The sequence below is a fragment of the Streptomyces roseifaciens genome (assembly GCF_001445655.1).
Classification (GTDB): Bacteria; Actinomycetota; Actinomycetes; order Streptomycetales; family Streptomycetaceae; genus Streptomyces; species Streptomyces aureoversilis.
The window spans coordinates 3,128,573-3,150,486 of the sequence record NZ_LNBE01000004.1; the positions used below are offsets into that span (position 1 = coordinate 3,128,573).

Consider the following 21,914-nt stretch of genomic DNA (forward strand, 5'->3'; position numbering starts at 1 on the left):
GCAGGGCGGGCGGTCCGGACAGCCGGATCACCCGTCCACCACCCGCTCCGCACAGGTTCTTCACCCGCATCCCCCCTCACCGGCGGCTACAGGCGGGCGAAAGCGGACTCGATGATGTCCAGGCCCTCGTTGAGCAGGTCCTCGCCGATCACCAGCGGCGGCAGGAAGCGCAGCACGTTGCCGTACGTGCCGCAGGTGAGCACGAGCAGGCCCTCCGCGTGGCAGGCCTTGGCGAGCGCGCCGGCGGCCTCCGGGTTGGGGTCCTTGGTGCCGGACTTCACCAGCTCGATCGCGATCATGGCGCCGCGGCCGCGGATGTCGCCGATGATGTCGAACTTCTCCTGCATGGCGGAGAGGCGGTCCTTCATGACCTCCTCGATGCGCTTGGCCTTCGCGTTGAGGTCCAGCTCGCGCATGGTCTCGATCGCGCCGAGCGCCGCCGCGCAGGCCACCGGGTTGCCGCCGTAGGTGCCGCCCAGGCCGCCCGCGTGCGCCGCGTCCATGATCTCGGCGCGGCCGGTGACGGCGGCGAGCGGCAGGCCGCCCGCGATGCCCTTGGCCGTGGTGATCAGGTCGGGGACGACGCCCTCGTCCTCGCACGCGAACCACTGGCCCGTGCGGCAGAAGCCGGACTGGATCTCGTCCGCGACGAAGACGATGCCGTTGTCCTTCGCGAACTGCGCGATGCGCGGCAGGAAGCCCTTGGCCGGCTCGATGAAGCCGCCCTCGCCCAGCACCGGCTCGATGATGATCGCGGCGATGTTGTCGGCGCCGACCTGCTTGGTCATGGCGTCGATGGCCTGGGCCGCGGCCTCCTCGGCGCAGTTCTCCGGGCCGGTGGGCCAGCGGTAGCCGTAGGCCACCGGCACGCGGTAGACCTCGGGGGCGAACGGGCCGAAGCCGTGCTTGTACGGCATGTTCTTGGCGGTGAGCGCCATCGTCAGGTTCGTACGGCCGTGGTAGCCGTGGTCGAAGACGACGACGGCCTGGCGCTTGGTGTGCGCGCGGGCGATCTTCACCGCGTTCTCCACGGCCTCGGCGCCCGAGTTGAACAGCGCGGACTTCTTGGCGTGGTCACCCGGCGTCAGCTCGGCGAGCTTCTCGCAGACCTCCACGTAGCCCTCGTAGGGCGTCACCATGAAACAGGTGTGGGTGAAGTCGGCGAGCTGCGCGGCGGCGCGGCGCACCACGGCCTCGGCGGAGTTGCCGACCGAGGTCACGGCGATGCCGGAGCCGAAGTCGATCAGGGAGTTGCCGTCCACGTCCTCGATCACGCCACCGCCGGCGCGCTTGGTGAACACCGGCAGCGTCAGGCCAACGCCACCCGCGACCGCGGCGTTCTTCCGGGCCAGCAGCTCCTGCGACTTCGGGCCGGGGATCGCGGTGACGATGCGGCGCTCCTGGGGGAGGGCCGGGCCTCCGGTCAGTTCGGTCATGAGGTGCTCCAGGGGGAGAGAACGGGCTTCGATCGGACTTTTAGTCGCAGGCTAGGGGCGGGAGCGGGGGTCGGGCATGTTCCGTTCGGGAGCAGTGGGCGCGTCGCGTTGTCCGTACCGGACATGGCGGCGGGTGACAGGGCCGTCAGCACGTTTCCCGGGTGATCATGCGCGCGGCATGGCCGGGGACGCTGAACTCGCCACGGCCGACCACTAGATTGAGCGACGGCGCGCACTCAGACGAGAAAGCCAGAAGTCGGCCGGCGGGGGGCGAGGGGCAGCGATGGAGCACGAGGGCACGTACGACGCACCGGGCGCACGGGGCCGGCTGCCCGGGGCGGCCGGCCCGCCGCAAGCCCGGGCTGCCGGCGCCGGGCCCTGGCCCCGGCAGCCGGCAGGCCCCCCCGTACCTCCGCCCATGCCCCGTGCGGCCCCCGTGGCGCCCCATGCGGCGCCCCCCGCCATGCCTGCGGAGGCCCCGCCCCCGCCCCGTGCGGTGCCGCCGCAGCCCGGAAGGGCACCCGGGGCGGCTCCGCAGGGTCGGTCCCCGTTCCTCACCTGGCTCCGCACGCCCCGTGTCGCCGCGGGCCCCGGCATCTGGGCGTACGGCTACCGCCCCAAGCCTCCGGAGGAACCGGACCGCATCCCGGGCCGGCAGCTCCTCAGCGGGGCGGTCATCGCCCTCCTGTGCGGCTGGCTGCTGGGGTCGCTGCTGTGGAACGGCTACCTCGGCTTCTACTGGCTGTGGCCGCTGACCGTCCTGACCCCCGACTCGTGGCACAGGGGCATGGCGGCGGTGTGGACCGTCTACACCTATTACGCCGTCTGCCTGGGCGTGCTCGTCTACGTCTTCGGCCGCCTGGGGCGCTGGCCCCAGGTCTGGCGGCGGTACTTCGCGCCGCTGCTGGCGAGGCTGTGGGACGACGGCGGAGCCCTTCCGGCCGCCGTGGGAGGCGGCCCCCGCCAGGACCCGGCCGACTGGCCCCAGCTGCGCGCCGCGGGCGCGCACGAGGCGGCGGAAAGGCTTGCCGCGGAGGCGCAGGCCGGGCTGATGAACGACGTCGACCACGCCCGTATCGAGCGGGCCTGGCAGACCGTACGCGTGCAGCCGGGACGGCTCGCCGCGTTCACGGAAACCGTTCTGCGGCACGGGGCGGCCGCCTGCGCCCACCCGTCCGGTGCGCGCGATCTGCCCGTACGCGCCGCGCGCCACGACCTCGTCACCCGGCAGGTGCGCATCGGCACCGCCGTGGACGACGAGCGCAACCCGTACGTGCACCGGGGCGCCGGATTCGCCCTCGACCCCCGCCTGCTCGGTACGTCCCTGCTCGCGGTCGGCCCGCCCGGCAGCGGCAAGACCGACCGGCTCATCCGCCCCGTGCTGGAGTCGCTGTGCCTGCAAGCGCTCGCCGGCCGGGCGGCCGTCGTCGCGGTCGGCGCGGCGGGGGCGGGCCTGGCGCCCGACGAGGCCTTCGACGTCGTGGTGCGTATCGGCCGACCGGACTCCGCGTACGACCTCGACCTCTACGGCGGCACCGACGACCCCGACGAGGCCGCCGCCGTGCTCGCCGAGGGCCTCGTGGGCGACCTCACCGCCATGCTGCCGGGCGAGGGGGTCCGCCGGGCCGCAACCGTGCTGGCCCAGATCCTCGGCCCCTACCGGGCCGCTCACGGCCGCTTCCCGTCCGTCCCCGAACTGCGCGAGCTCCTGGACGGCTCGCCCGCCGCCGTGGCCTCCCTGCGCGCCGCCCTGACGGACGCGGGGCATGAGGCCCTCATCCGCGAGCTCGACGCACGGGAGCGGCAGGCGCACCGCCCCGGCGACGCCGGCCCCATGCTCGCCGACCGCCTCGCGCTGCTCGACCGCCCCGCCTTCGCCCGCTTCTTCGACACCACCGACCCTTCGCGCACCTTCTCCCTGCGCGCCCTGGAGCACCCCCTGCGCGTCCGGATCGACCTGCCCGAGCGCGGGCACGCCGAGGCGTCACGGATGCTGGCCCGGCTCGTCCTCGCCCAGTTCACGGAGTGCGCGGTCGCGCGGGGCGACCGCTCCCTCTTCGCGTGTCTCGTCCTCGACGACGCCACCCACACCGTCACCTCCGAGGCCGTACGGGGCCTGGCGCGGCTCCGCTCGGCCAATGCGGGAGCGCTGCTCACCCTCCGTACGCTCGACGACGTACCCGACTCCCTGCGCAGCGCGCTGCTGGGCTCCGTCGGCTGCCGCATGGCGTTCTCCGGCGTCACCACCTGGGACGGTGCGCGCTTCGCGGAGGTGTGGGGCAAGGAGTGGGTGGAGACCCGCGATGTCACCGACCGTCAGGTCATCGCCCACGAGCCGCTGACCCGCGTCACGCATGTGGTGCGCAGGCTGGTCACGGGGCGGGCGGTGACCGCGCAGTCGGTGACGGTGCGCAAGGTGGAGCGGGAGCGCTGGTCCGCCTCCGAGCTGGCGCACGCAGTGCCGGCGGGGCATGCGGTGCTGTCCGTGACCTCCGTGCGGGGGAACAGCGCGCCGCCGGTGCTCGTCGATCTGCAGCGGTGAACCGGTTCGTGTTACCGGTGATTGCTCCACTGAGGCAGAATCGGTCGCAGATGTTCATACGCGACGGCACTTTTGCCACGACGCCCCTCCCGAAGGTGCCATGCCCCTCACGCTCGCCTCACTCGTCCACCACTCCGCGCTGAAACTCACCGTCCTCGCGGGGGAGGACCGGCTGGACAGGCCCGTCCGCTGGGCACACGTCAGCGAGCTGGCCGACCCCGTGCCGTGGATGGACGGCGGCGAGCTGCTGCTGATCACCGCGCTGAAGATCGACGCGGAGGATCCCGAGGCCATGCGGCAGTACGTCCGCCGCCTCGTGCGCGCAGGCGTCGTCGGCCTAGGCTTCGCGGTCGGCGTCAACTACGAGCGTGTGCCGGAGCCCCTGGTCGACGCCGCGAGGGGCGAGGGCCTGCCGCTGCTGGAGGTGCCTCGCCGTACGCCCTTCATCGCCATCACGAAGGCGGTGTCCGCAGCCATCGCGGCCGACCAGTACCGCGCGGTGACGGCCGGATTCGAGGCCCAGCGTGAACTGACCCGCGCCGCCTTGGGCCCGGACGGGCCGGCGGCCCTCGTCGCCCGGCTGGCCGCGCACCTGGACGGCTGGGCGGCGCTGTACGACGCCTCGGGTTCCGTCGTCGCGGCAGCGCCCGAATGGGCTGCGCGCCGGGCCGCGCGCCTCGGAGCGGACGTCGAGCGGCTGCGGGAGCGCCCCGCGCCCGCCACCGCAGTCGTGGGCACGGATCCCGCCGAGGAGGGAGCCGACCGCGTCGAGCTGCAGTCCCTCGGCTCCGGGCGGCGCGCACGGGGGGTCCTCGCCGTCGGCACGGGTGCGCCCCTGGGGACCGCCGAGCGCTACGCCGTGCACTCCGCCATCGCTCTGCTCACCCTCACCACCGAGCGCTCCCGGGCCCTGCAGGAGGCGGAGCAGCGACTGGGCGCGGCGCTGCTGCGCATGCTCCTCGCCGGCGAACCCGACCATGCGCGGGCCGTGGCAGGGGATCTCTACGGAAGCCTGCTGGACGCTCCGTTCCGGGTGATCGTCGCGGAGGCGGTGGAGGTGCCCGCCGACGCCGACAGCGTCGGGCCTGAGGGGGAGGGCGAGCCCCCCGTGGAGCCGCTGGCCGTACTCGCGGACACCCTGGAGACCGCTGCGGGCCGGGTGGCGGAGCCGCTGCTGGTCGTCCCGGACGGCGACCGGCTCGTCGTCCTCGCACCCGACGGAGGGGCGGTCGCCGCGGCATGCGGGGAACACGCCCGCGCCATAGAAGCCCGCCGCGGAACGAAGGCGCGGCCTCGGGACCGCAGCGCTGCCGCCCCCGCCTGCGACCTCGTCATCGGCCTGTCCGCCCCCGCGGGGCCCATCGCGGCCGCGGCGGCCTTCCGCCAGGCGGAGCAGGCCCTGTCCGTCGCACGCCGCCGCGGCAGGGTCCTCGTGGAGCACGAAGAGGTCGCCGCCGGCTCGGTGCTGCCACTCCTCGCGGACGACGCGGTACGTGCCTTTGCGGACGGCATGCTGCGGGCCCTCCGGGAGCACGACGCGACCGGCCGCGGCGACCTCGTCGCCTCCCTGCGCGCCTGGCTCTCCCGCCACGGCCAGTGGGACGCGGCGGCGGCGGACCTCGGCGTCCACCGCCACACGCTGCGCTACCGCATGCGGCGGGTCGAAGAGATCCTGGGCCGCTCCCTCGACGACCCCGACGTCCGTATGGAGCTGTGGCTGGCCCTGAAGGCGACAGCGGCCTCGGGGCAGGAGTAGAGCCCTGGGGCACCGGAAAGCCGGAAGGGGCGCCCTGTAAGCCCGAGGAGGCTCAAGGGTCCGCGGTCCGGCTCGGGGGAGGGCCGCATGGGGCCGCGGCCGGTCTCCCCGGCACGGCGCCGTGCCGGGGGCGAGCGCGTGGTGGCATGGGGCCCGTGCGGGTGGCGCCGGTGGCGCGCCCCATGCGCGCCGCATGGGGCGCGCCACCGCCGGCCTCATGCCGTCGCGAAGGCCCGCAAGCCCTGAGCTCTGCAGGCGCACGAGGCGCCGCCACTCCGCCATTGCGGTGCCCCCCGCACCGGTACTGCTCCACCGCGGACAATCGGCGCCCGGCCGCCCCGCACCTACCGTGGGGGAGCAATATCCACACCACTTGGGAAGGGCCGGGATTGTGACTGCTCCCCACGCGTTCTGGCTGGCCGGCCGCGAGGCCACCGGCGAGGAGACCTTCGACGTCACGAACTCCTGGGACGGCCGTCTCGTCGGCACCGTGAGCGTGCCCACCGAGGCACAGGTCGAGGAGGCCGTGGCCGCCGCGCACGCCGTCCGAGAGGAGTTCGCGGCGACGCCCGCGCACGTGCGGACCGCCGCCCTCGACCACGTCGCGAAGCGGCTGACCGAGCGCACCGAGGAGATCGCCCAGCTCATCTCCGCCGAGAACGGCAAGCCCATCAAGTGGGCCCGCGGCGAGGTCGGCCGCGCCGTCTCCGTCTTCCGCTGGGCCGCCGAGGAAGCTCGCCGCTTCAACGCCGGCGACGCGCAGCGCCTCGACACCGACGCGGGCGGCACCGGCCGCCTGGCGCTGACCCGCCGCTTCCCGCGCGGCACCGTGCTGGGCATCGCGCCGTTCAACTTCCCGCTGAACCTGAGCGCCCACAAGGTCGCCCCCGCGATCGCCGTCGGTGCGCCGATCATCCTCAAGCCCGCTCCGGCGACCCCGATCTCCTCCCTCGTGCTGGGCGAGATCCTGGCCGAGACGGACCTGCCGGCGGGCTCCTGGAGCGTGCTGCCGGTCCCGAACGACCGCATGCCCGCCCTCGTCCAGGACGAGCGCCTGCCGGTCATCTCCTTCACCGGTTCCGGGCCGGTCGGCTGGTCGATCCTCGACTCCGCCCCCCGCAAGCACGTCACCCTCGAGCTCGGCGGCAACGGTGCGGCCGTCGTCCTGGCCGACTGGTCCTCCGAGGAGGACCTCGACTGGGCCGCACAGCGCATCGCGACGTTCTCGAACTACCAGGGCGGCCAGTCCTGCATCTCGGTGCAGCGCGTCATCGCCGACGCCTCGCTGTACGAGCGCCTCGTGCCCAAGGTCGTGGCCGCCGTCGAGGCGCAGGTCACCGGTGACCCGTCGGACGCCGCGACGGACGTCGGCCCGCTGGTCAGCGAGGACGCCGCCAAGCGCGTGGAGTCCTGGGTGGACGAGGCCGTGGAGAAGGGCGCCGCTCTGCTCACCGGCGGCAAGCGCGACGGCGCGACCTACGCCCCGACCGTGCTCGCGGACGTGCCGGCCGACGTGACCATCGCCTGCGAGGAGGTCTTCGGCCCCGTCCTGACGATCACCAAGGCCGAGGGCGAGGAGGCTGCTTTCGCCGCCGTCAACGACTCGCCGTACGGTCTGCAGGCCGGTGTCTTCACGCACGACCTGCAGACGGCGTTCCGGGCGCACCGTGCGCTGGAGACCGGTGGCGTCATCATCGGCGACGTGCCGTCCTACCGTGCGGACCAGATGCCCTACGGCGGCGCCAAGCAGTCCGGCGTCGGGCGCGAGGGCGTGCGCTACGCGATGGACGACTACACCTACGAGCGAGTGCTCGTCCTGACGGGCCTGGCGCTCTAGCAGGGAACTGCCTGCAGGCACCTGCCCAGGCAGAGAAGTCCCGTCCGAGGGCCGGGGCGCGCACGAAGCGCGCCCCGGCCCTCGGCGTTTCTGCCTGCGCCCCGCCCGGCCGTGTGCCGAGCCGCATGGGGCGCGGGGCCGGTGCCCCATGCGGTCCCCCCCCCGTGCGGCGCCCCATGCGGTCGGCCGCGGCGAGCGGCAGCGCCGCTCTTCGGGCCCGCCTCGCGCTCCCGTCTGGCCGGATCCTTGCGAGCCGTGGCAGTCAGGCCGCTCGTCGCCGTTCGTGATCTCCGGAAGTCTGGGGGTATCGAAACGGCACGACCGCAAGGAGCGCACCGTCATGACCGCAGCACCCGCCCGCATGCACGCCATCCGCCAGGAGTCCGCCGGCGGCCCCGAGGTGCTGCGGCTGGTCGAGACCGACCGCCCCGTGCCGGGGCCCACCGAGATCCTGGTGCGGGTACGGGCGGCAGGGGTCAACCCGGTCGACTGGAAGACCCGGACGCGCGGCTACTACTACACCGGGGACACCACGCCCTTCGGCCTCGGCTTCGACGTCTCGGGCGTGGTCGAGACGGTCGGTGACGGCGTGACGTTGTACGCCCCGGGCGACGAGGTGTACGGCATGCCGCGCTTCCCGCACCCGGCCGGCGCGTACGCCGAGTACGTTGCCGCGCCGGCCCGGCACTTCGCCCCCAAGCCGCAGGGGCTCGACCACGTACAGGCAGCCGGCCTGCCCCTCGCCGCGCTCACCGCGTGGCAGGCCGTCGTGGACACCGCCCGCGTCACCGAGGGGCAGCGGGTGCTGATCCACGCGGCGGCGGGCGGCGTGGGCCACCTGGCCGTCCAGATCGCCAAGGCACGGGGCGCGTACGTCATCGGCACGGCCAGCGCCGCCAAGCACGACTTCCTGCGGAGCCTCGGAGCCGACGAACTCATCGACTACCGCGAGCAGGACTTCGCCGAGGAGCTCGGCGACCTCGACGCCGTCGTGGAGTCCATCAGCGGCGACTACCCGGCCCGCTCGCTGCGCACCCTCCGCTCCGGCGGCACCCTCGTCTCGTTGCTGCCCCTCACGGAGCCGGTCCTCGCCGAGGCGCGGGAGCGCGGCATCCGCGCCGTGCGGATGATGGTCGAGCCCGACCTGGCGGGCCTGCGGGGCATCAGCGAGCTCGTCGAGTCCGGGCGGCTGCGCACCGAGATCGCGGCGGTCCTGCCGCTCGCCGAGGCCGGCAAGGCCCACGAGCTCGGCGAGACGGGCCGCACCTCCGGGAAGATCGTGCTCACTGTCGGCGACTGACCGCCCGCCCACGTCACCCGCCCCATGCCACTGCCCCATGCGGCCCGCACGGCCCGCGCGCGGCTGCTGCAGACCGGCCTCCTGCCCGCACAGCGCGTGCCCCGTAGCCCACACCCGGAGCGCACTTGCCTGCGCAACCCGGGGCGCTGGCCTCACACCCCGCATGGGGCCCTGCCCGCACCCTGCATGGGGCCCCGCCTCGCGCCCTGCACGGGGCTCCCGCTACGCCTCGGGCCGGAACGTTGCGCGAGGTCTGGTAGATGCCGGGAGGATCGGGTACATACGGTCCAGTAGTACCGGTCGGTAGCCGACCGGGACGGCCCCGACTGAAGCGGCGAGGTGCCTCATGACCGCACCATCCGTACGACAGGTCTCCGAGCGCGAAGCACGCCAGGTCGCCGAAGCGGCCCGGGAGCAGGACTGGAAGAAGCCGAGCTTTGCCAAGGAACTCTTCCTCGGCCGGTTCCGCCTCGATCTGATCCACCCGCATCCGACGCCGGCCATGGAGGACGTACGGCGCGGCGAAGAGTTTCTTTCGAAGCTCCGCGACTTCTGCGAGACGCGCATCGACGCCGCCCGGATCGAGCGCGAGGCGAGGATCCCGGACGAGACGGTGAACGGGCTCAAGGAGCTCGGCGCCCTCGGCATGAAGATCGACACCAAGTACGGGGGCCTCGGGCTCACGTCGGTCTACTACAACAAGGCCCTCGCCGTCGTGGGCTCCGTCAGCCCCGCCGTCGGCGCGCTGCTCTCCGCCCACCAGTCCATCGGCGTGCCCCAGCCGCTCAAGCTCTTCGGCACCCAGCAGCAGAAGGAGACCTTCCTGCCGCGGTGCGCCCGCACCGACATTTCGGCGTTCCTGCTCACCGAGCCGGACGTCGGCTCCGACCCCGCGCGCCTCGCCACCTCCGCGGTCCCCGACGGTGACGACTACATTCTCGACGGGGTCAAGCTCTGGACGACCAACGGCGTCGTCGCGGACCTGCTGGTCGTCATGGCGCGCGTCCCCAGGAGCGAGGGCCACAAGGGCGGCATCACGGCCTTCGTCGTCGAGGCCGCGGCAGAGGGCGTCACCGTCGAGCGCCGCAATGCCTTCATGGGCCTGCGGGGCATCGAGAACGGCGTCACCCGTCTCCACCAGGTGCGCGTCCCCGCCGCCAACCGCATCGGCCCGGAGGGCTCAGGGCTCAAGATCGCTCTGACGACGCTCAACACCGGACGGCTGTCCATCCCCGCCATGTGCGTCGCCGGCGGCAAGTGGGCGCTGAAGATCGCCCGTGAGTGGTCCACGGCGCGCGAGCAGTGGGGCAAGTCCATCGCCAAGCACGAGGCGGTCGGATCGAAGATCGCCTTCATCGCGGCGACCACCTTCGCCCTGGAGGCCGTCCTCGACCTCTCCGGCCAGATGGCCGACGAGAACCGCAACGACATCCGCATCGAGGCCGCCCTCGCGAAGCTGTACGCCAGCGAGATGGCCTGGCTGATGACCGACGAACTCGTGCAGATCCGCGGCGGACGGGGCTACGAGAGCGCCGCCTCGCTCGCCGCACGGGGCGAGCGCGCCGTCCCCGCCGAGCAGATGCTGCGCGATGCGCGCATCAACCGCATCTTCGAGGGCTCCACGGAGATCATGCACCTGCTGATCGCCCGCGAGGCCGTGGACGCCCACCTCTCGGTCGCGGGCGACCTCATCGACCCGGACAAGTCCCTGGGCGACAAAGCCCGCGCAGGGGCCCGCGCAGGGGGCTTCTACGCCCGCTGGCTGCCCAAGCTGGTCGCCGGCCCCGGGCAGCTCCCGCGCACCTACGCGGAATTCCACCCTTCGGGCCACCGCGACCTCGCCACCCACCTGCGCTACGTCGAGCGCTCCTCGCGCAAACTCGCCCGCTCCACCTTCTACGCCATGTCGCGCTGGCAGGGCCGCATGGAGACCAAGCAGGGCTTCCTCGGGCGCATCGTCGACATCGGCGCGGAGCTCTTCGCGATGAGCGCGGCGTGCGTCCGTGCGGAGCGGCTGCGTGCCGAGGGCGAGCACGGTGCGGAAGCGTACGAGCTCGCCGATGCCTTCTGCCGGCAGGCCAGGATCCGCACGGAGGAGCTCTTCGGGCGGCTGTGGACGAACACCGACGACCTCGACCGCAAGGTCGTCTCCGGAGTGATGTCCGGGGCGTACGAGTGGCTCGAGGCCGGCATCCTCGACCCCAGCGGCGACGGCCCCTGGATCGCGGACGCCACCCCCGGCCCGGCCAAGACGGACAACGTCCACCGCCCCATCCGCTGAGACCGCCGCCCCGCGCGCGGCGCCGTCCGCCCCGTGCGGGGTGCTCTCCGCCCCACGCGGGGCAGCGCCCTGCGGGGGGCTTTCCCGCCCCATGCGGGGAAGAGGGTACTTCCGCCCCGTGCAGGGAATGGCTTCCGCCCCGTGCGGGTACCTCCCCGCCCCATGCGGCGCCCGCTCCCGCCCCATGCGCGCGCGTCCACCGCCCCATGCGGCTCCGCCCCGCCCCATGCGGGCAAACCCGCCCGCCCCCTGCCCACGCCTCCCCACCGAGGGGCGGACGGGGGCTCCCTGTCCGCTCTCCGGTCGGAAGACGCAACAATGAGCCCATGACGGACTCCCTCGCTGACCCGCATCTGCGCTACTCCGCCCCCACCGCCGCGGGCGAACCGCGCGAGATCGTGATCCTCGGTTCCACCGGCTCGATCGGGACCCAGGCCATCGACCTCGTGCTCCGCAACCCCGACAGGTTCCGGGTGACCGGCCTGTCGGCCGCCGGCGGCCGCGTGGGGCTCCTCGCCGAGCAGGCGCGGCAGCTGCGGGTGCGCACCGTCGCCGTCGCCCGGGAGGAGACGGTGCCCGCGCTGCGCGAGGCGCTGGCGGCGCTGTACGGGGCGGAGCCGCTGCCCGAGATCCTGGCGGGGCCCGAGGCGGCCACCGAGCTGGCGCGGAGCGAGTGCCACACCGTCCTGAACGGCATCACCGGCTCGATCGGCCTGGCGCCGACCCTGGCGGCCCTGGAGGCCGGCCGGACGCTCGCGCTGGCCAACAAGGAGTCGCTGATCGTCGGCGGCCCGCTGGTCAAGGCGCTTGCCAAGCCCGGCCAGATCATCCCCGTGGACTCCGAGCACGCCGCGCTCTTCCAGGCGCTGTTGGGCGGCACGCGCGCCGAAGTCCGCAAGCTGGTCGTCACGGCCTCGGGCGGGCCCTTCCGGGGCCGTACGAAGGCCGAGCTGGCCTCCGTGACCCGCGAGGACGCGCTCGCGCACCCGACCTGGTCCATGGGGCCGGTGATCACGATCAACTCCGCGACCCTGGTCAACAAGGGCCTGGAGGTCATCGAGGCGCACCTGCTGTACGACATCCCGTTCGAGCGCATCGAGGTCGTCGTCCACCCGCAGTCCTACGTCCACTCGATGGTGGAGTTCGTGGACGGCTCCACGCTGGCCCAGGCCACCCCGCCGGACATGCGCGGCCCCATCGCCATCGGCCTGGGCTGGCCGGAGCGGATCCCGGACGCGGCCCCGTCCTTCGACTGGTCCACGGCCTCCACCTGGGAGTTCTTCCCGCTCGACGAGGAGGCCTTCCCGTCGGTCGGCCTCGCCCGGCACGTAGGCGAGCTCGGGGGCACGGCGCCCGCCGTCTTCAACGCGGCCAACGAGGAGTGCGTCGACGCCTTCCTCGCGGGCGGGCTGCCGTTCAACGGGATTGTCGATACGGTCGCGGAGGTGGTGGCGGAACACGGCACGCCCACCACGGGAACCCGCCTCACCGTCGCGGACGTCTTGGAAGCGGAGGCCTGGGCACGAGCCCGGGCCCGTGAACTGGCAGCGCGGACGGCCCCGGCGGCCCGTACCGCGAAGGCGACCTCGGAGGCCCGCGCATGACGACACTGATGACGGTCCTCGGGATAGTCGTCTTCGTGGTGGGCCTGCTCTTCTCGATCGCCTGGCACGAGCTGGGCCACCTGTCGACCGCGAAGCTCTTCGGTATCCGCGTGCCGCAGTACATGGTCGGCTTCGGGCCGACGATCTTCTCGCGGAAGAAGGGCGAGACCGAGTACGGCATCAAGGCCATCCCGCTCGGCGGCTACATCCGCATGATCGGAATGTTCCCGCCCGGCGCGGACGGCCGGATCGCCGCCCGTTCCACCTCGCCGTGGCGCGGCATGATCGAGGACGCCCGCTCGGCCGCCTTCGAGGAGCTCCAGCCCGGCGACGATTCCCGGCTCTTCTACACGCGCAAGCCGTGGAAGCGCGTCATCGTGATGTTCGCCGGGCCGTTCATGAACCTCGTCCTGGCCGTCGTGATCTTCCTCGGCGTGATGATGTCCTTCGGGATCAACACGCAGACCACGACCGTCTCCACCGTCTCCGACTGCGTCGTCGCGGCCAGCGCCCAGACGGACAAGTGCGGCAAGGGCAATCCGGACTCCCCGGCCAAGGCCGCCGGCCTCAAGCCGCGCGACAAGATCGTGGCGTTCAACGGGCACCGCACGAACGACTGGGCCACGCTCCAGAAGGAGATCCGCAAGACCACCGGCCCCGCCACGGTCACCGTCGAGCGGGACGGCGTCCGCAAGACCCTGAACGCGAACCTGATCTCCAACCAGGTCCAGAAGTACGACGGCAAGGGCGTGCCCATCAAGGGGCAGTACGTGACGGCCGGCTTCCTCGGCTTCGCGCCCGCCACGGGCGTCGTGCCGCAGACCTTCGGCCAGTCCGTCGACCGTATGGGCGACATGGTGCAGTCCGGCGTCGAGTCGCTGATCGCCCTGCCGAGCAAGGTCCCCGACCTGTGGAACGCCGCCTTCGACGGCGGCGAGCGCAAGGCGGACTCCCCGATGGGCGTCGTCGGCGCGGCGCGGGTCGGCGGCGAGGTGTTCAACCTCGACATCCCGCCGTCGCAGCAGATCGCCACCATGCTGTTCCTGGTCGCGGGCTTCAACCTGTCGCTGTTCCTGTTCAACATGCTGCCCCTGCTGCCGCTGGACGGCGGGCACATCGCCGGGGCCCTGTGGGAATCCGTACGGCGTGCCTTCGCGAAGGTGTTCCGCCGCCCCGACCCCGGTCCGTTCGACGTGGCGAAGCTGATGCCGGTCGCCTATGTGGTGGCGGGAATCTTCATCTGCTTCACTCTTCTCGTCCTCATCGCGGACGTGGTGAATCCGGTTCGGCTCACCTAGCGCGATGTGTGGACAAACGCCCGTTTGTGGCGACCGGCCGCAGTGTGTGGCCGGTCGTCTGCGTTTGAGGGGTCTCCGCGGTGGGATGTGCTTCGAACGGATCGGGTGCCGTAATCTCGAAGCGGAGCCCGCCGATCTCGGGACCTTGATTCACACCTTGGGGTTGCTCGCCACATGACTGCGATTTCGCTTGGAATGCCTTCCGTTCCGATCAAGCTCGCCGACCGCCGGGTCAGCCGCAAGATCCAGGTCGGCTCCGTGGCCGTCGGAGGCGACGCGCCCGTTTCGGTGCAGTCGATGACCACGACCAGAACGTCGGACATCGGCGCCACGCTCCAGCAGATCGCGGAGCTGACGGCGTCGGGCTGCCAGATCGTGCGTGTGGCCTGCCCCACGCAGGACGACGCGGACGCGCTCCCCGTCATCGCGAAGAAGTCGCAGATCCCTGTCATCGCGGACATCCACTTCCAGCCGAAGTACGTCTTCGCCGCGATCGACGCCGGCTGCGCCGCGGTCCGTGTGAACCCGGGCAACATCAAGCAGTTCGACGACAAGGTCAAGGAGATCGCCAAGGCGGCCTCCGACGCGGGCACCCCGATCCGTATCGGCGTGAACGCGGGGTCGCTGGACCGCCGCCTGCTGCAGAAGTACGGCAAGGCGACGCCCGAGGCGCTGGTGGAGTCGGCGCTGTGGGAGGCCTCGCTCTTCGAGGAGCACGGTTTCCGCGACATCAAGATCTCGGTCAAGCACAACGACCCGGTGGTGATGGTCAATGCGTACCGTCAGCTGGCGGCGCAGTGCGACTACCCGCTGCACCTGGGCGTGACCGAGGCCGGCCCGGCGTTCCAGGGCACGATCAAGTCCGCGGTGGCGTTCGGTGCGCTGCTGTCGGAGGGCATCGGCGACACCATCCGCGTCTCGCTGTCGGCGCCGCCGGCGGAGGAGATCAAGGTCGGCATGCAGATCCTGGAGTCCCTGGGCCTGCGCCAGCGCCGCCTGGAGATCGTCTCCTGCCCGTCCTGCGGTCGTGCGCAGGTGGACGTGTACAAGCTCGCCGACCAGGTCAGCGCCGGCCTGGAGGGCATGGAGGTGCCGCTGCGCGTCGCGGTGATGGGCTGCGTCGTCAACGGTCCGGGTGAGGCCCGTGAGGCCGACCTGGGTGTCGCCTCGGGCAACGGCAAGGGGCAGATCTTCGTCAAGGGCGAGGTCATCAAGACCGTGCCGGAGTCGAAGATCGTGGAGACCCTCATCGAGGAAGCACTGAAGATCGCCGAGCAGATGGAGAAGGACGGCGTCGCCTCCGGCGAGCCCAAGATCAGCGTCGCCGGCTGACCCTGCCGCCCCGCGCCCCGTGCGCCCGGGCAACCCCGCGGAGCCCTCGGTGCCCCGCCCCGTCCGGCACGGGGCGGGGCACCGTTGCTTCCCGCCCCGTGCGGCCGCAAGGGGAGTGCGTCCAGGAGGCTGGGAGGTACAGTTCCAAGACCTGTTCCTCCGGCCTCGGGCCCCGCGACGGTGAGGCAAATCCACACGTGCTGACGACGACCACCACCAAGGTCCTGGAGCCCGGTGACATCGAGGCCGCCCTCGACGTCCTCGACCGCGACCCCGTCGCCAACGCCTTCGTCGCCGCCCGCGTCCAGGTCGCGGGCCTCGACCCCTGGCGGCTCGGCGGCGAGATGTGGGGCTGGTACTCGGGCGGCCGCCTCGAGTCCCTCTGCTACGCCGGCGCCAACCTCGTCCCCATCTGCGCGGGCCCCGAGGCCGTACGGGCCTTCGCCGACCGCGCGCGCCGCGCAGGGCGCCGCTGCTCCTCCATCGTGGGCCCCGCGGAGGCCACGTCCGCGCTCTGGTCGCTCCTCGAGCCCCACTGGGGCCCCGCGCGCGAGGTCCGCGGCCACCAGCCCCTCATGGTCACCCGCTCCATGCCCGCCGACGTCGAACCCGACCCCCTCGTCCGCCGCATCCGCAAGGACGAGATGGAAGTGATCATGCCGGCCTGTGTCGCCATGTTCACCGAAGAGGTCGGCGTCTCCCCGCTCGCCGGGGACGGCGGGCTCCTCTACCAGGCCCGCGTCGCCGAGCTCGTGGGCTCCGGCCGCTCCTTCGCCCGCATCGAGGACGGCCGCGTCGTCTTCAAGGCCGAGATCGGCGCCGCGACGCCCCGCGCCTGCCAGATCCAGGGTGTCTGGGTCGCCCCCGAGTGCCGCGGCCGCGGCCTGTCCGTGACCGGCATGGCGGCCGTCCTGCGCTACGCCCTCGCCGAGGTGTCGCCCGTCGTCAGCCTCTACGTGAACGACTACAACACCGCCGCCCGGGCCGCCTACCGGCGCGTGGGCTTCGAGGAGACCGGCGCGTTCATGAGCGTGCTGTTCTGAGCCGCCGGCCACCGCTCGCGGGGAGCGTGCGGGTAGCCTCCCCGCATGGATGACATCGTGGTCGGGCCGCTCGACCTCGCCGCGCGGGTCGACGACGCGCTGGCCGTGCAGGCACTGGCCTTCGGGCTCACCGCGGAAGAGGTCGCCGTCCGGCGGCACATCGTGCTGCGCCACCTCGCCTCCCGCGGTGCGCGTGCGCTCGGGGCGACCACCCACGGTGGGCGCCTCGTCGGCTTCGTCTACGGGATGCCCAACGACCGCAGCCACTGGTGGTCGGGCGTGGTCGAGCCCTACCTGCGCGCCACGGGCAGCGAAGGCTGGCTCGACGACTCCTTCGTCATCACGGAGCTGCACGTCCACCCCGACTTCCAGAAACAGGGCATCGGCCGGGCACTCATCACCACCATCACCGACTGCGCCGCCGAGCCGCGCTCGATCCTCTCCGCCATCGACACCGAGTCCCCCGCCCGCGGCCTCTACCGCAGGCTCGGCTACCGCGACCTGGCGCGCCCCGTGCACTTCCCCAGCGCGCAGAGCCCGTACGTGGTGATGGGGGCCCCGCTGCCGCTGCTGGGGTGAGGCACGGGGCCGCAGGGAGGGGCCGTGCGGGCCGCCCGGCGCGAGAACTCGTTTCAGCGGAGCACCGGGCTGCCGCTAATCTCCTGACCATTCCCTACGCCCCGCCAGGAGACCAACGATGGCCCATGTCCAGCGCATGTCCACCACGCTGCTGAAGACACTGCGCGACGACCCGGCCGACGCGGAGACCGCCAGCCACAAGCTGCTGGTCCGCGCCGGGTACGTCCGACGCTCGTCCGCCGGTGTCTGGACCTGGCTGCCGCTCGGCAAGAAGGTGCTGGAGAACGTCTCGCGCGTGGTGCGGGAGGAGATGGACGCCATCGGCGGCCAGGAGGTCCTGCTGCCCGCCCTGCTGCCCAAGGAGCCCTACGAGGCGAGCGGGCGCTGGGAGGAGTACGGCGACCTCCTGTTCCGCCTCAAGGACCGCAAGGGCGCCGACTACCTGCTCGGCCCCACGCACGAGGAGATCTTCACCCTCACGGTCAAGGACCAGTGCACGTCCTACAAGGACCTGCCCGTGATCCTCTACCAGATCCAGACCAAGTACCGCGACGAGGCCCGGCCCCGCTCCGGCGTGCTGCGCGGGCGCGAGTTCCAGATGAAGGACTCCTACTCCTTCGACACCACCGACGAGGGGCTCGCCGAGTCCTACCGCCTGCACCGCGAGGCGTACACCCGCATCTTCGAGCGCCTGGGCCTCGACTACCGCGTCGTCTCCGCCGTCTCGGGCGCCATGGGCGGCTCCGCGTCCGAGGAGTTCCTGGCGCCCGCAGCAGCCGGCGAGGACACCTTCGTGGACTGCCCCAGCTGCGACTACGCCGCCAACACCGAAGCCGTCACCGTGGCCGTGACCCCCTCCGACCCCGCGGGCCACGGGGCCGTCGAGGAGCTGGACACGCCCGACACGCCCACCATCGAGACCCTCGCGGCCCACCTCGGCGTGCCGGCCTCCGCGACGCTGAAGAACCTCCTCGTCAAGGTCGACGGCGAGATCACCGCCGTCGGCGTGCCCGGCGACCGCGAGGTCGACCTCGGCAAGCTGGGGGAGCACCTGGCGCCCGCCGTCGTCGAGCTGGTCACCGCCGAGGACTTCGCGGACCGGCCCGACCTCGTACGGGGCTACGTCGGCCCCCAGGGGATCAAGCTGCGCTACCTCGCCGACCCGCGCGTGGCGCCCGGCACCGCGTGGATCACCGGCGCCAACAAGCCCGGCAAGCACGCCCGCAACGTGGTCTGCGGACGGGACTTCGAGGTGGACCGGTACCTCGACGTGGTCGTGGTCGAGCCGGGCGACCCCTGCCCCCGCTGCGGCGCGGGACTGGAGATCGGCCGGGCGATCGAAATCGGCCACATCTTCCAGCTGGGCCGCAAGTACGCCGACGCCTTCGGGCTCGACGTCCTCGGGCAGAACGGCAAGCCGGTCCGCGTCACCATGGGTTCGTACGGCATCGGCGTCTCCCGCGCCGTGGCGGCCCTCGCCGAGCAGACGCACGACGAGTCCGGCCTGTGCTGGCCCCGTGAGGTCGCCCCCGCGGACGTGCACATCGTCGCCGCCGGCAAGGCGGTCCAGACCGAACTCGCCCTGGAGCTCGCGGACAAGCTGGGCTCGGCAGGCGTCCGTGTCCTCGTCGACGACCGCACCGGCGTCTCCCCGGGCGTGAAGTTCACCGACGCCGAGCTGATCGGCATCCCGGAGATCCTGGTGGTCGGCCGCGGGGCGCCCCAGGGGCTCGTCGAGCTGAAGGACCGGCGCACGGGCGCCCGTGAGGAGCTGCCGGTCGCCGAGGCGATCGAGCGGCTGAGCGCGCGCGGCTGACGGTTCGCCGGACACGGCCGGGGCCCCGTGCCCCGGCCGCATGGGGCGGCGACGCGAGCCGCATGGGGCGGGACACACCCCAGCCACATGGGGCGGGGTATACCCGTACCGCATGGGGCCGGGGCGGGACATGCATGGGGCGGATGCTGGATGCGCATGGGGCGGCCCGTCCGCACCGCATGGGGCGGGAACGCCGTCAGAGCATCCCCGCGAACTCCAGCAGGAGTTCGCCCCGTGCGCGCGCCCCGGAGGCGAGTTCGCGCATGCCCGCCTCCGCCGTGCGGAAGAGGGTCCAGCCGCGCAGCCGGTCGCGGTCGACGTCCAGGGCGTCGGCGAGCTTGGCCACACGCCGCCGGGCGATGGCTGCGGCCCCGGGGGAGGCCATCAGCGTGTCGACCCGGTCACGGGCGAGCCACGCCAAGTCGTAGGCCCGCTCGCCCACCAGCGGCCTGGGGCCGACGGCCAGCCACGGGGCCCGCTCCCCGGCGAGCACCTTGCCCTGCTGGTAGCGACCGTGCAGCAACGACGCCGGCTCCTCGGTGCCGGCGTCGGCCGTCAGCGCGTCCCGCAGCTCCAGGGCCTCGTCGACGACGGCCCGCGCGTCTGCCGCCCATGGCTCCCCGCGCTGCTCCCGCATGACGCCCGCGAGACGAAACGTGTGGTCGGCCACCGAAGTGAACGGGTGGTCATCCGCCGGACGCACCCAGAGGCGCTGCAGCGTCGCCGTCGCCTCCAGGACGGCCTTCGCCTCCGCCAGGGACCGCAGGCTCACATCGGCCCGCAGCCGCTCCAGGAGGAGCGCACCCTCCTCGGGCTCCGCCTGCAGCACCCGGACCGCCCCCAGGCCGTTCCAGTGCGCCAGCGCTGCGCGTTCCAGCGCGGCGGCCTCGCCCGGCACTTCCAGCTTCAGTACGGCACCCGTGCCGTCGGCCCGGTGCGCGAGGACGACGACGCTGCTCCGTCCGCCCGGTTCGTGCACCCGCTCCGGGGTCAGCTCCCAGCGCTCCGCGAACTCGTGCACCTGCTCCGGTAGCGAGGCGAGCCACTGGCGCCCCGCCCCGTCCGCCGGCCCGGAGCCCAGGGTCCGCACCAGCCGCTCCGGTGGTGCGAAGCGGTCGTCGGCGTTGCTCATATCCCTGTGCTGTCCTTTTCGTCCTTGCCGGTCAGGGGCGTTCGGGTGAACTGCTGGGCCTACCCGGAGCCGTACGCTCCGTGAGCCCAGGGAAGGCTACGCCGCCACCGCGCCAGCGCACCGCGCGCACTGCCGCCTCACGCAGCCCGCCCGCGGCCTCGAGCCGCAGGTCACCGCCGGCGGCGGCCACGAGATCGGCGTACACGGCCGCGACGCGCGCCTCCAGCTCCGCCGCCAGCCGCACGGCGGCGTCCGCATCCGAGACGGTGAACGGCAGCGCGTACCCGGCGGCCGCCGCCTCGGGCACGCCGCCCAGGTCCCGTACCGCCCGGCTCATCGCATCCCGTCGCGCGCGGTGCGCGTCGTATGCCTCGCGCGCCTCCGCCGCCCGCTCCTGCGCCACGCGCGCGCCGACGACCCCGTAGCCGTACACCGCGGCGTGTTCGGCCCCGAGCGCGGCCTGGGCCGCGCGCAGGGCCTGCCGCACGGCGGGGTCCTTGGGAGCCTTGGGGCTCGCCGTCTCCGTCATGCGTCCTCCGTCATGCGTCACTCCTGAGCAGGTATGCGTGGGCCGCACCCGCGGCGGCCACGGAGGCGAGCAGCCGGGCCAGTTCGGGCGGGGCGGAGCCGAGGGCCTTGGTACGGCTGTCCGCGGTGCGCCGTTCGGCGTCGGCCAGTGCAGCCAGGGCGGCCTTCTCGTCACCCGGAACGCCGTCCGTACGTGCGGAAGCGGACGCGCCTGAGGCGGACGCCCGCGGAGTCTCCGGAGACGACGACCCGGAGGGCGACGACTCAGTCGGCTCGGACGGCTCCGACGGTTCGGACGACTCAGAGGAGGCTGAAGGAACCGAAGAGGCTGAGGAATCCGGGGATCCGGACGAGTCCGGGGAGCCGGACGGGGCCGGAGCCGTCGCCCCCCGCGGCACGCCCGACGCCCCCCGCGGCGCGCCGAAAGCCTCCGCATGGCGCGCCACTTCCTCCCGCAGCGGCCGCAGCCGCTCCGCGAGCGCCCCGTGCGCCGCGATCGTCGCGTCGTAGCGCGCCAGCAGCTGCGCGGAGTCGCGCCCCGCCACGGCGCGCAGGCGCTCCGCTGCCGAAGGCCCCGAGGGCGCCCCGGAGGCGCCCGAACAGCCGGTGAGCAGCGCCCCGGAGCCGGCGCTCAGCAGAACCGCGGCGCCCCCTGCCAGTACCCTGCGTCGGTGCGGGCCGGCCGGGCCCCGCGTCGTCGTCGTGAACGCCACGATCCTCTTTCCGCCGGTCCGGTCATGATCACCGCACGTGAGCGTACCGGCGCGCAACCCGGCGGCCGCGGACGAGGCACCGAATCGTCAGTCGGCTGCCGGAACAGATAGGCTTTGACCTGACACGCGACTTTCCCACAACAGCACACGCGGCCGAGGAGTCACCCGGATGAGCACCACCCAGAGCGAGCGGCTGCGCGAGCTGCTGGCCCCTCTCGTGAGCGCGCGGGAGCTGGATCTGGAAGAGATCGAGGTGACCGCGGCGGGCAAGCGGCGTGTGCTGCGCATCGTGGTGGACTCCGATGCGGGCGTCGAGCTGGACGAGTGCGCTGAAGTCAGCCGCGCCGTCTCCGAGAAGCTCGACGAGACGGACGCCATGGGCGGCGCCCCGTACGTCCTGGAAGTCACCTCCCCCGGTGCCGACCGCCCCCTCACCGAGCACCGGCACTACGTGCGTGCCACCGGCCGTCTGATCAAGGCGCAGCTCACCGAGGGCGGCGAGCTCGTGGCGCGCATCGTCGCCGTGGACGACGAGGGGCTGGACCTGGAGGTCCCCGGGGTGAAGGGCCGCAAGCCCACCTCCCGGCGACTGGCCTTCGGCGAGATCGCGAAGGCCCGCGTGGAGATCGAGTTCAACCGTAAGGCCGCGGAGAAGACCGCGGGCGCGGCGGCAGAGGCCGCCGGCGAAACCGACGAGAGCCAAGAGGAGGCGTAGCC

At 73.0% G+C, this 21,914-nt stretch carries 16 protein-coding genes; 12 read left to right on the top strand and 4 right to left on the bottom strand.

What is annotated here, in order from left to right:
* Positions 1-86: 86 nt before the first annotated feature.
* The gene (gene gabT, locus AS857_RS31270) at positions 87-1,436 is read right to left on the bottom strand and encodes a 4-aminobutyrate--2-oxoglutarate transaminase (protein ID WP_058046513.1); all 1,350 of its coding nucleotides are present in this window, start codon (positions 1,434-1,436) and stop codon (positions 87-89) included.
* A gap of 463 nt (positions 1,437-1,899) precedes the next feature.
* On the opposite strand from gabT, the gene AS857_RS31275 reads away from it, so the two are divergent.
* The 11 genes from AS857_RS31275 to AS857_RS31325 all read left to right on the top strand — a co-directional run bounded on the left by AS857_RS31275 (position 1,900) and on the right by AS857_RS31325 (position 18,824).
* Positions 1,900-3,978, top strand: a complete 2,079-nt coding sequence (locus AS857_RS31275) for an ATP-binding protein (RefSeq protein WP_245700580.1) — start codon at positions 1,900-1,902, stop codon at positions 3,976-3,978.
* Between the two features lie 100 nt (positions 3,979-4,078).
* Positions 4,079-5,734, top strand: coding sequence for a PucR family transcriptional regulator (locus tag AS857_RS31280; RefSeq protein ID WP_058046515.1), 1,656 nt, complete (start codon positions 4,079-4,081; stop codon positions 5,732-5,734).
* Between the two features lie 391 nt (positions 5,735-6,125).
* Entirely contained in the window at positions 6,126-7,571 is a 1,446-nt protein-coding gene (locus tag AS857_RS31285; protein WP_058046516.1) for an aldehyde dehydrogenase family protein, read from the top strand.
* A gap of 340 nt (positions 7,572-7,911) precedes the next feature.
* Positions 7,912-8,871: an NADP-dependent oxidoreductase gene (locus AS857_RS31290; protein WP_058046517.1), complete on the top strand. Its 960-nt coding sequence runs from the start codon at positions 7,912-7,914 to the stop codon at positions 8,869-8,871.
* 346 nt (positions 8,872-9,217) lie between these two features.
* Positions 9,218-11,152 carry an acyl-CoA dehydrogenase family protein gene (locus AS857_RS31295; RefSeq protein WP_058046518.1) on the top strand — a complete coding sequence of 645 codons (1,935 nt, stop codon included), beginning with the start codon at positions 9,218-9,220 and terminating at the stop codon, positions 11,150-11,152.
* A gap of 326 nt (positions 11,153-11,478) precedes the next feature.
* The gene (gene dxr / locus AS857_RS31300; RefSeq protein WP_058046519.1) at positions 11,479-12,756 is read left to right on the top strand and encodes a 1-deoxy-D-xylulose-5-phosphate reductoisomerase; all 1,278 of its coding nucleotides are present in this window, start codon (positions 11,479-11,481) and stop codon (positions 12,754-12,756) included.
* Positions 12,753-14,054 (top strand): M50 family metallopeptidase, encoded by a 1,302-nt coding sequence (locus tag AS857_RS31305; protein ID WP_058046520.1) that lies wholly within the window; start codon positions 12,753-12,755, stop codon positions 14,052-14,054. The genes dxr and AS857_RS31305 overlap by 4 nt, the downstream gene beginning before the upstream one ends.
* A 174-nt stretch (positions 14,055-14,228) precedes the next feature.
* On the top strand, positions 14,229-15,386 hold the full coding sequence (gene ispG, locus AS857_RS31310; RefSeq protein ID WP_058046521.1) for a flavodoxin-dependent (E)-4-hydroxy-3-methylbut-2-enyl-diphosphate synthase: 1,158 nt from the start codon (positions 14,229-14,231) through the stop codon (positions 15,384-15,386).
* 197 nt (positions 15,387-15,583) lie between these two features.
* The gene (locus tag AS857_RS31315; protein WP_058046522.1) at positions 15,584-16,429 is read left to right on the top strand and encodes a GNAT family N-acetyltransferase; all 846 of its coding nucleotides are present in this window, start codon (positions 15,584-15,586) and stop codon (positions 16,427-16,429) included.
* A 45-nt stretch (positions 16,430-16,474) separates the two neighbouring features.
* Positions 16,475-17,008, top strand: coding sequence for a GNAT family N-acetyltransferase (locus tag AS857_RS31320; protein ID WP_058046523.1), 534 nt, complete (start codon positions 16,475-16,477; stop codon positions 17,006-17,008).
* A 118-nt stretch (positions 17,009-17,126) separates the two neighbouring features.
* Positions 17,127-18,824, top strand: a complete 1,698-nt coding sequence (locus tag AS857_RS31325) for a proline--tRNA ligase (RefSeq protein WP_058046524.1) — start codon at positions 17,127-17,129, stop codon at positions 18,822-18,824.
* A gap of 196 nt (positions 18,825-19,020) precedes the next feature.
* On the opposite strand, the gene AS857_RS31330 is transcribed toward AS857_RS31325, so the two are convergent.
* From AS857_RS31330 to AS857_RS31340, 3 genes are read right to left on the bottom strand one after another with little or no spacing between them, the layout of a single operon-like run.
* Complete coding sequence (locus tag AS857_RS31330) at positions 19,021-19,956, bottom strand: aminoglycoside phosphotransferase family protein (RefSeq protein ID WP_058046525.1); 936 nt, start codon at positions 19,954-19,956, stop codon at positions 19,021-19,023.
* A gap of 31 nt (positions 19,957-19,987) precedes the next feature.
* Entirely contained in the window at positions 19,988-20,485 is a 498-nt protein-coding gene (locus tag AS857_RS31335; RefSeq protein WP_058046526.1) for a ferritin-like domain-containing protein, read from the bottom strand.
* A 10-nt stretch (positions 20,486-20,495) separates the two neighbouring features.
* Positions 20,496-21,197 (bottom strand): hypothetical protein, encoded by a 702-nt coding sequence (locus tag AS857_RS31340; RefSeq protein WP_058046527.1) that lies wholly within the window; start codon positions 21,195-21,197, stop codon positions 20,496-20,498.
* Positions 21,198-21,366: 169 nt separating this feature from the next.
* Between AS857_RS31340 and rimP the strand changes: the two genes are divergently transcribed.
* The gene (gene rimP / locus AS857_RS31345; protein ID WP_058046528.1) at positions 21,367-21,912 is read left to right on the top strand and encodes a ribosome maturation factor RimP; all 546 of its coding nucleotides are present in this window, start codon (positions 21,367-21,369) and stop codon (positions 21,910-21,912) included.
* The last annotated feature ends 2 nt before the right edge of the window (positions 21,913-21,914 follow it).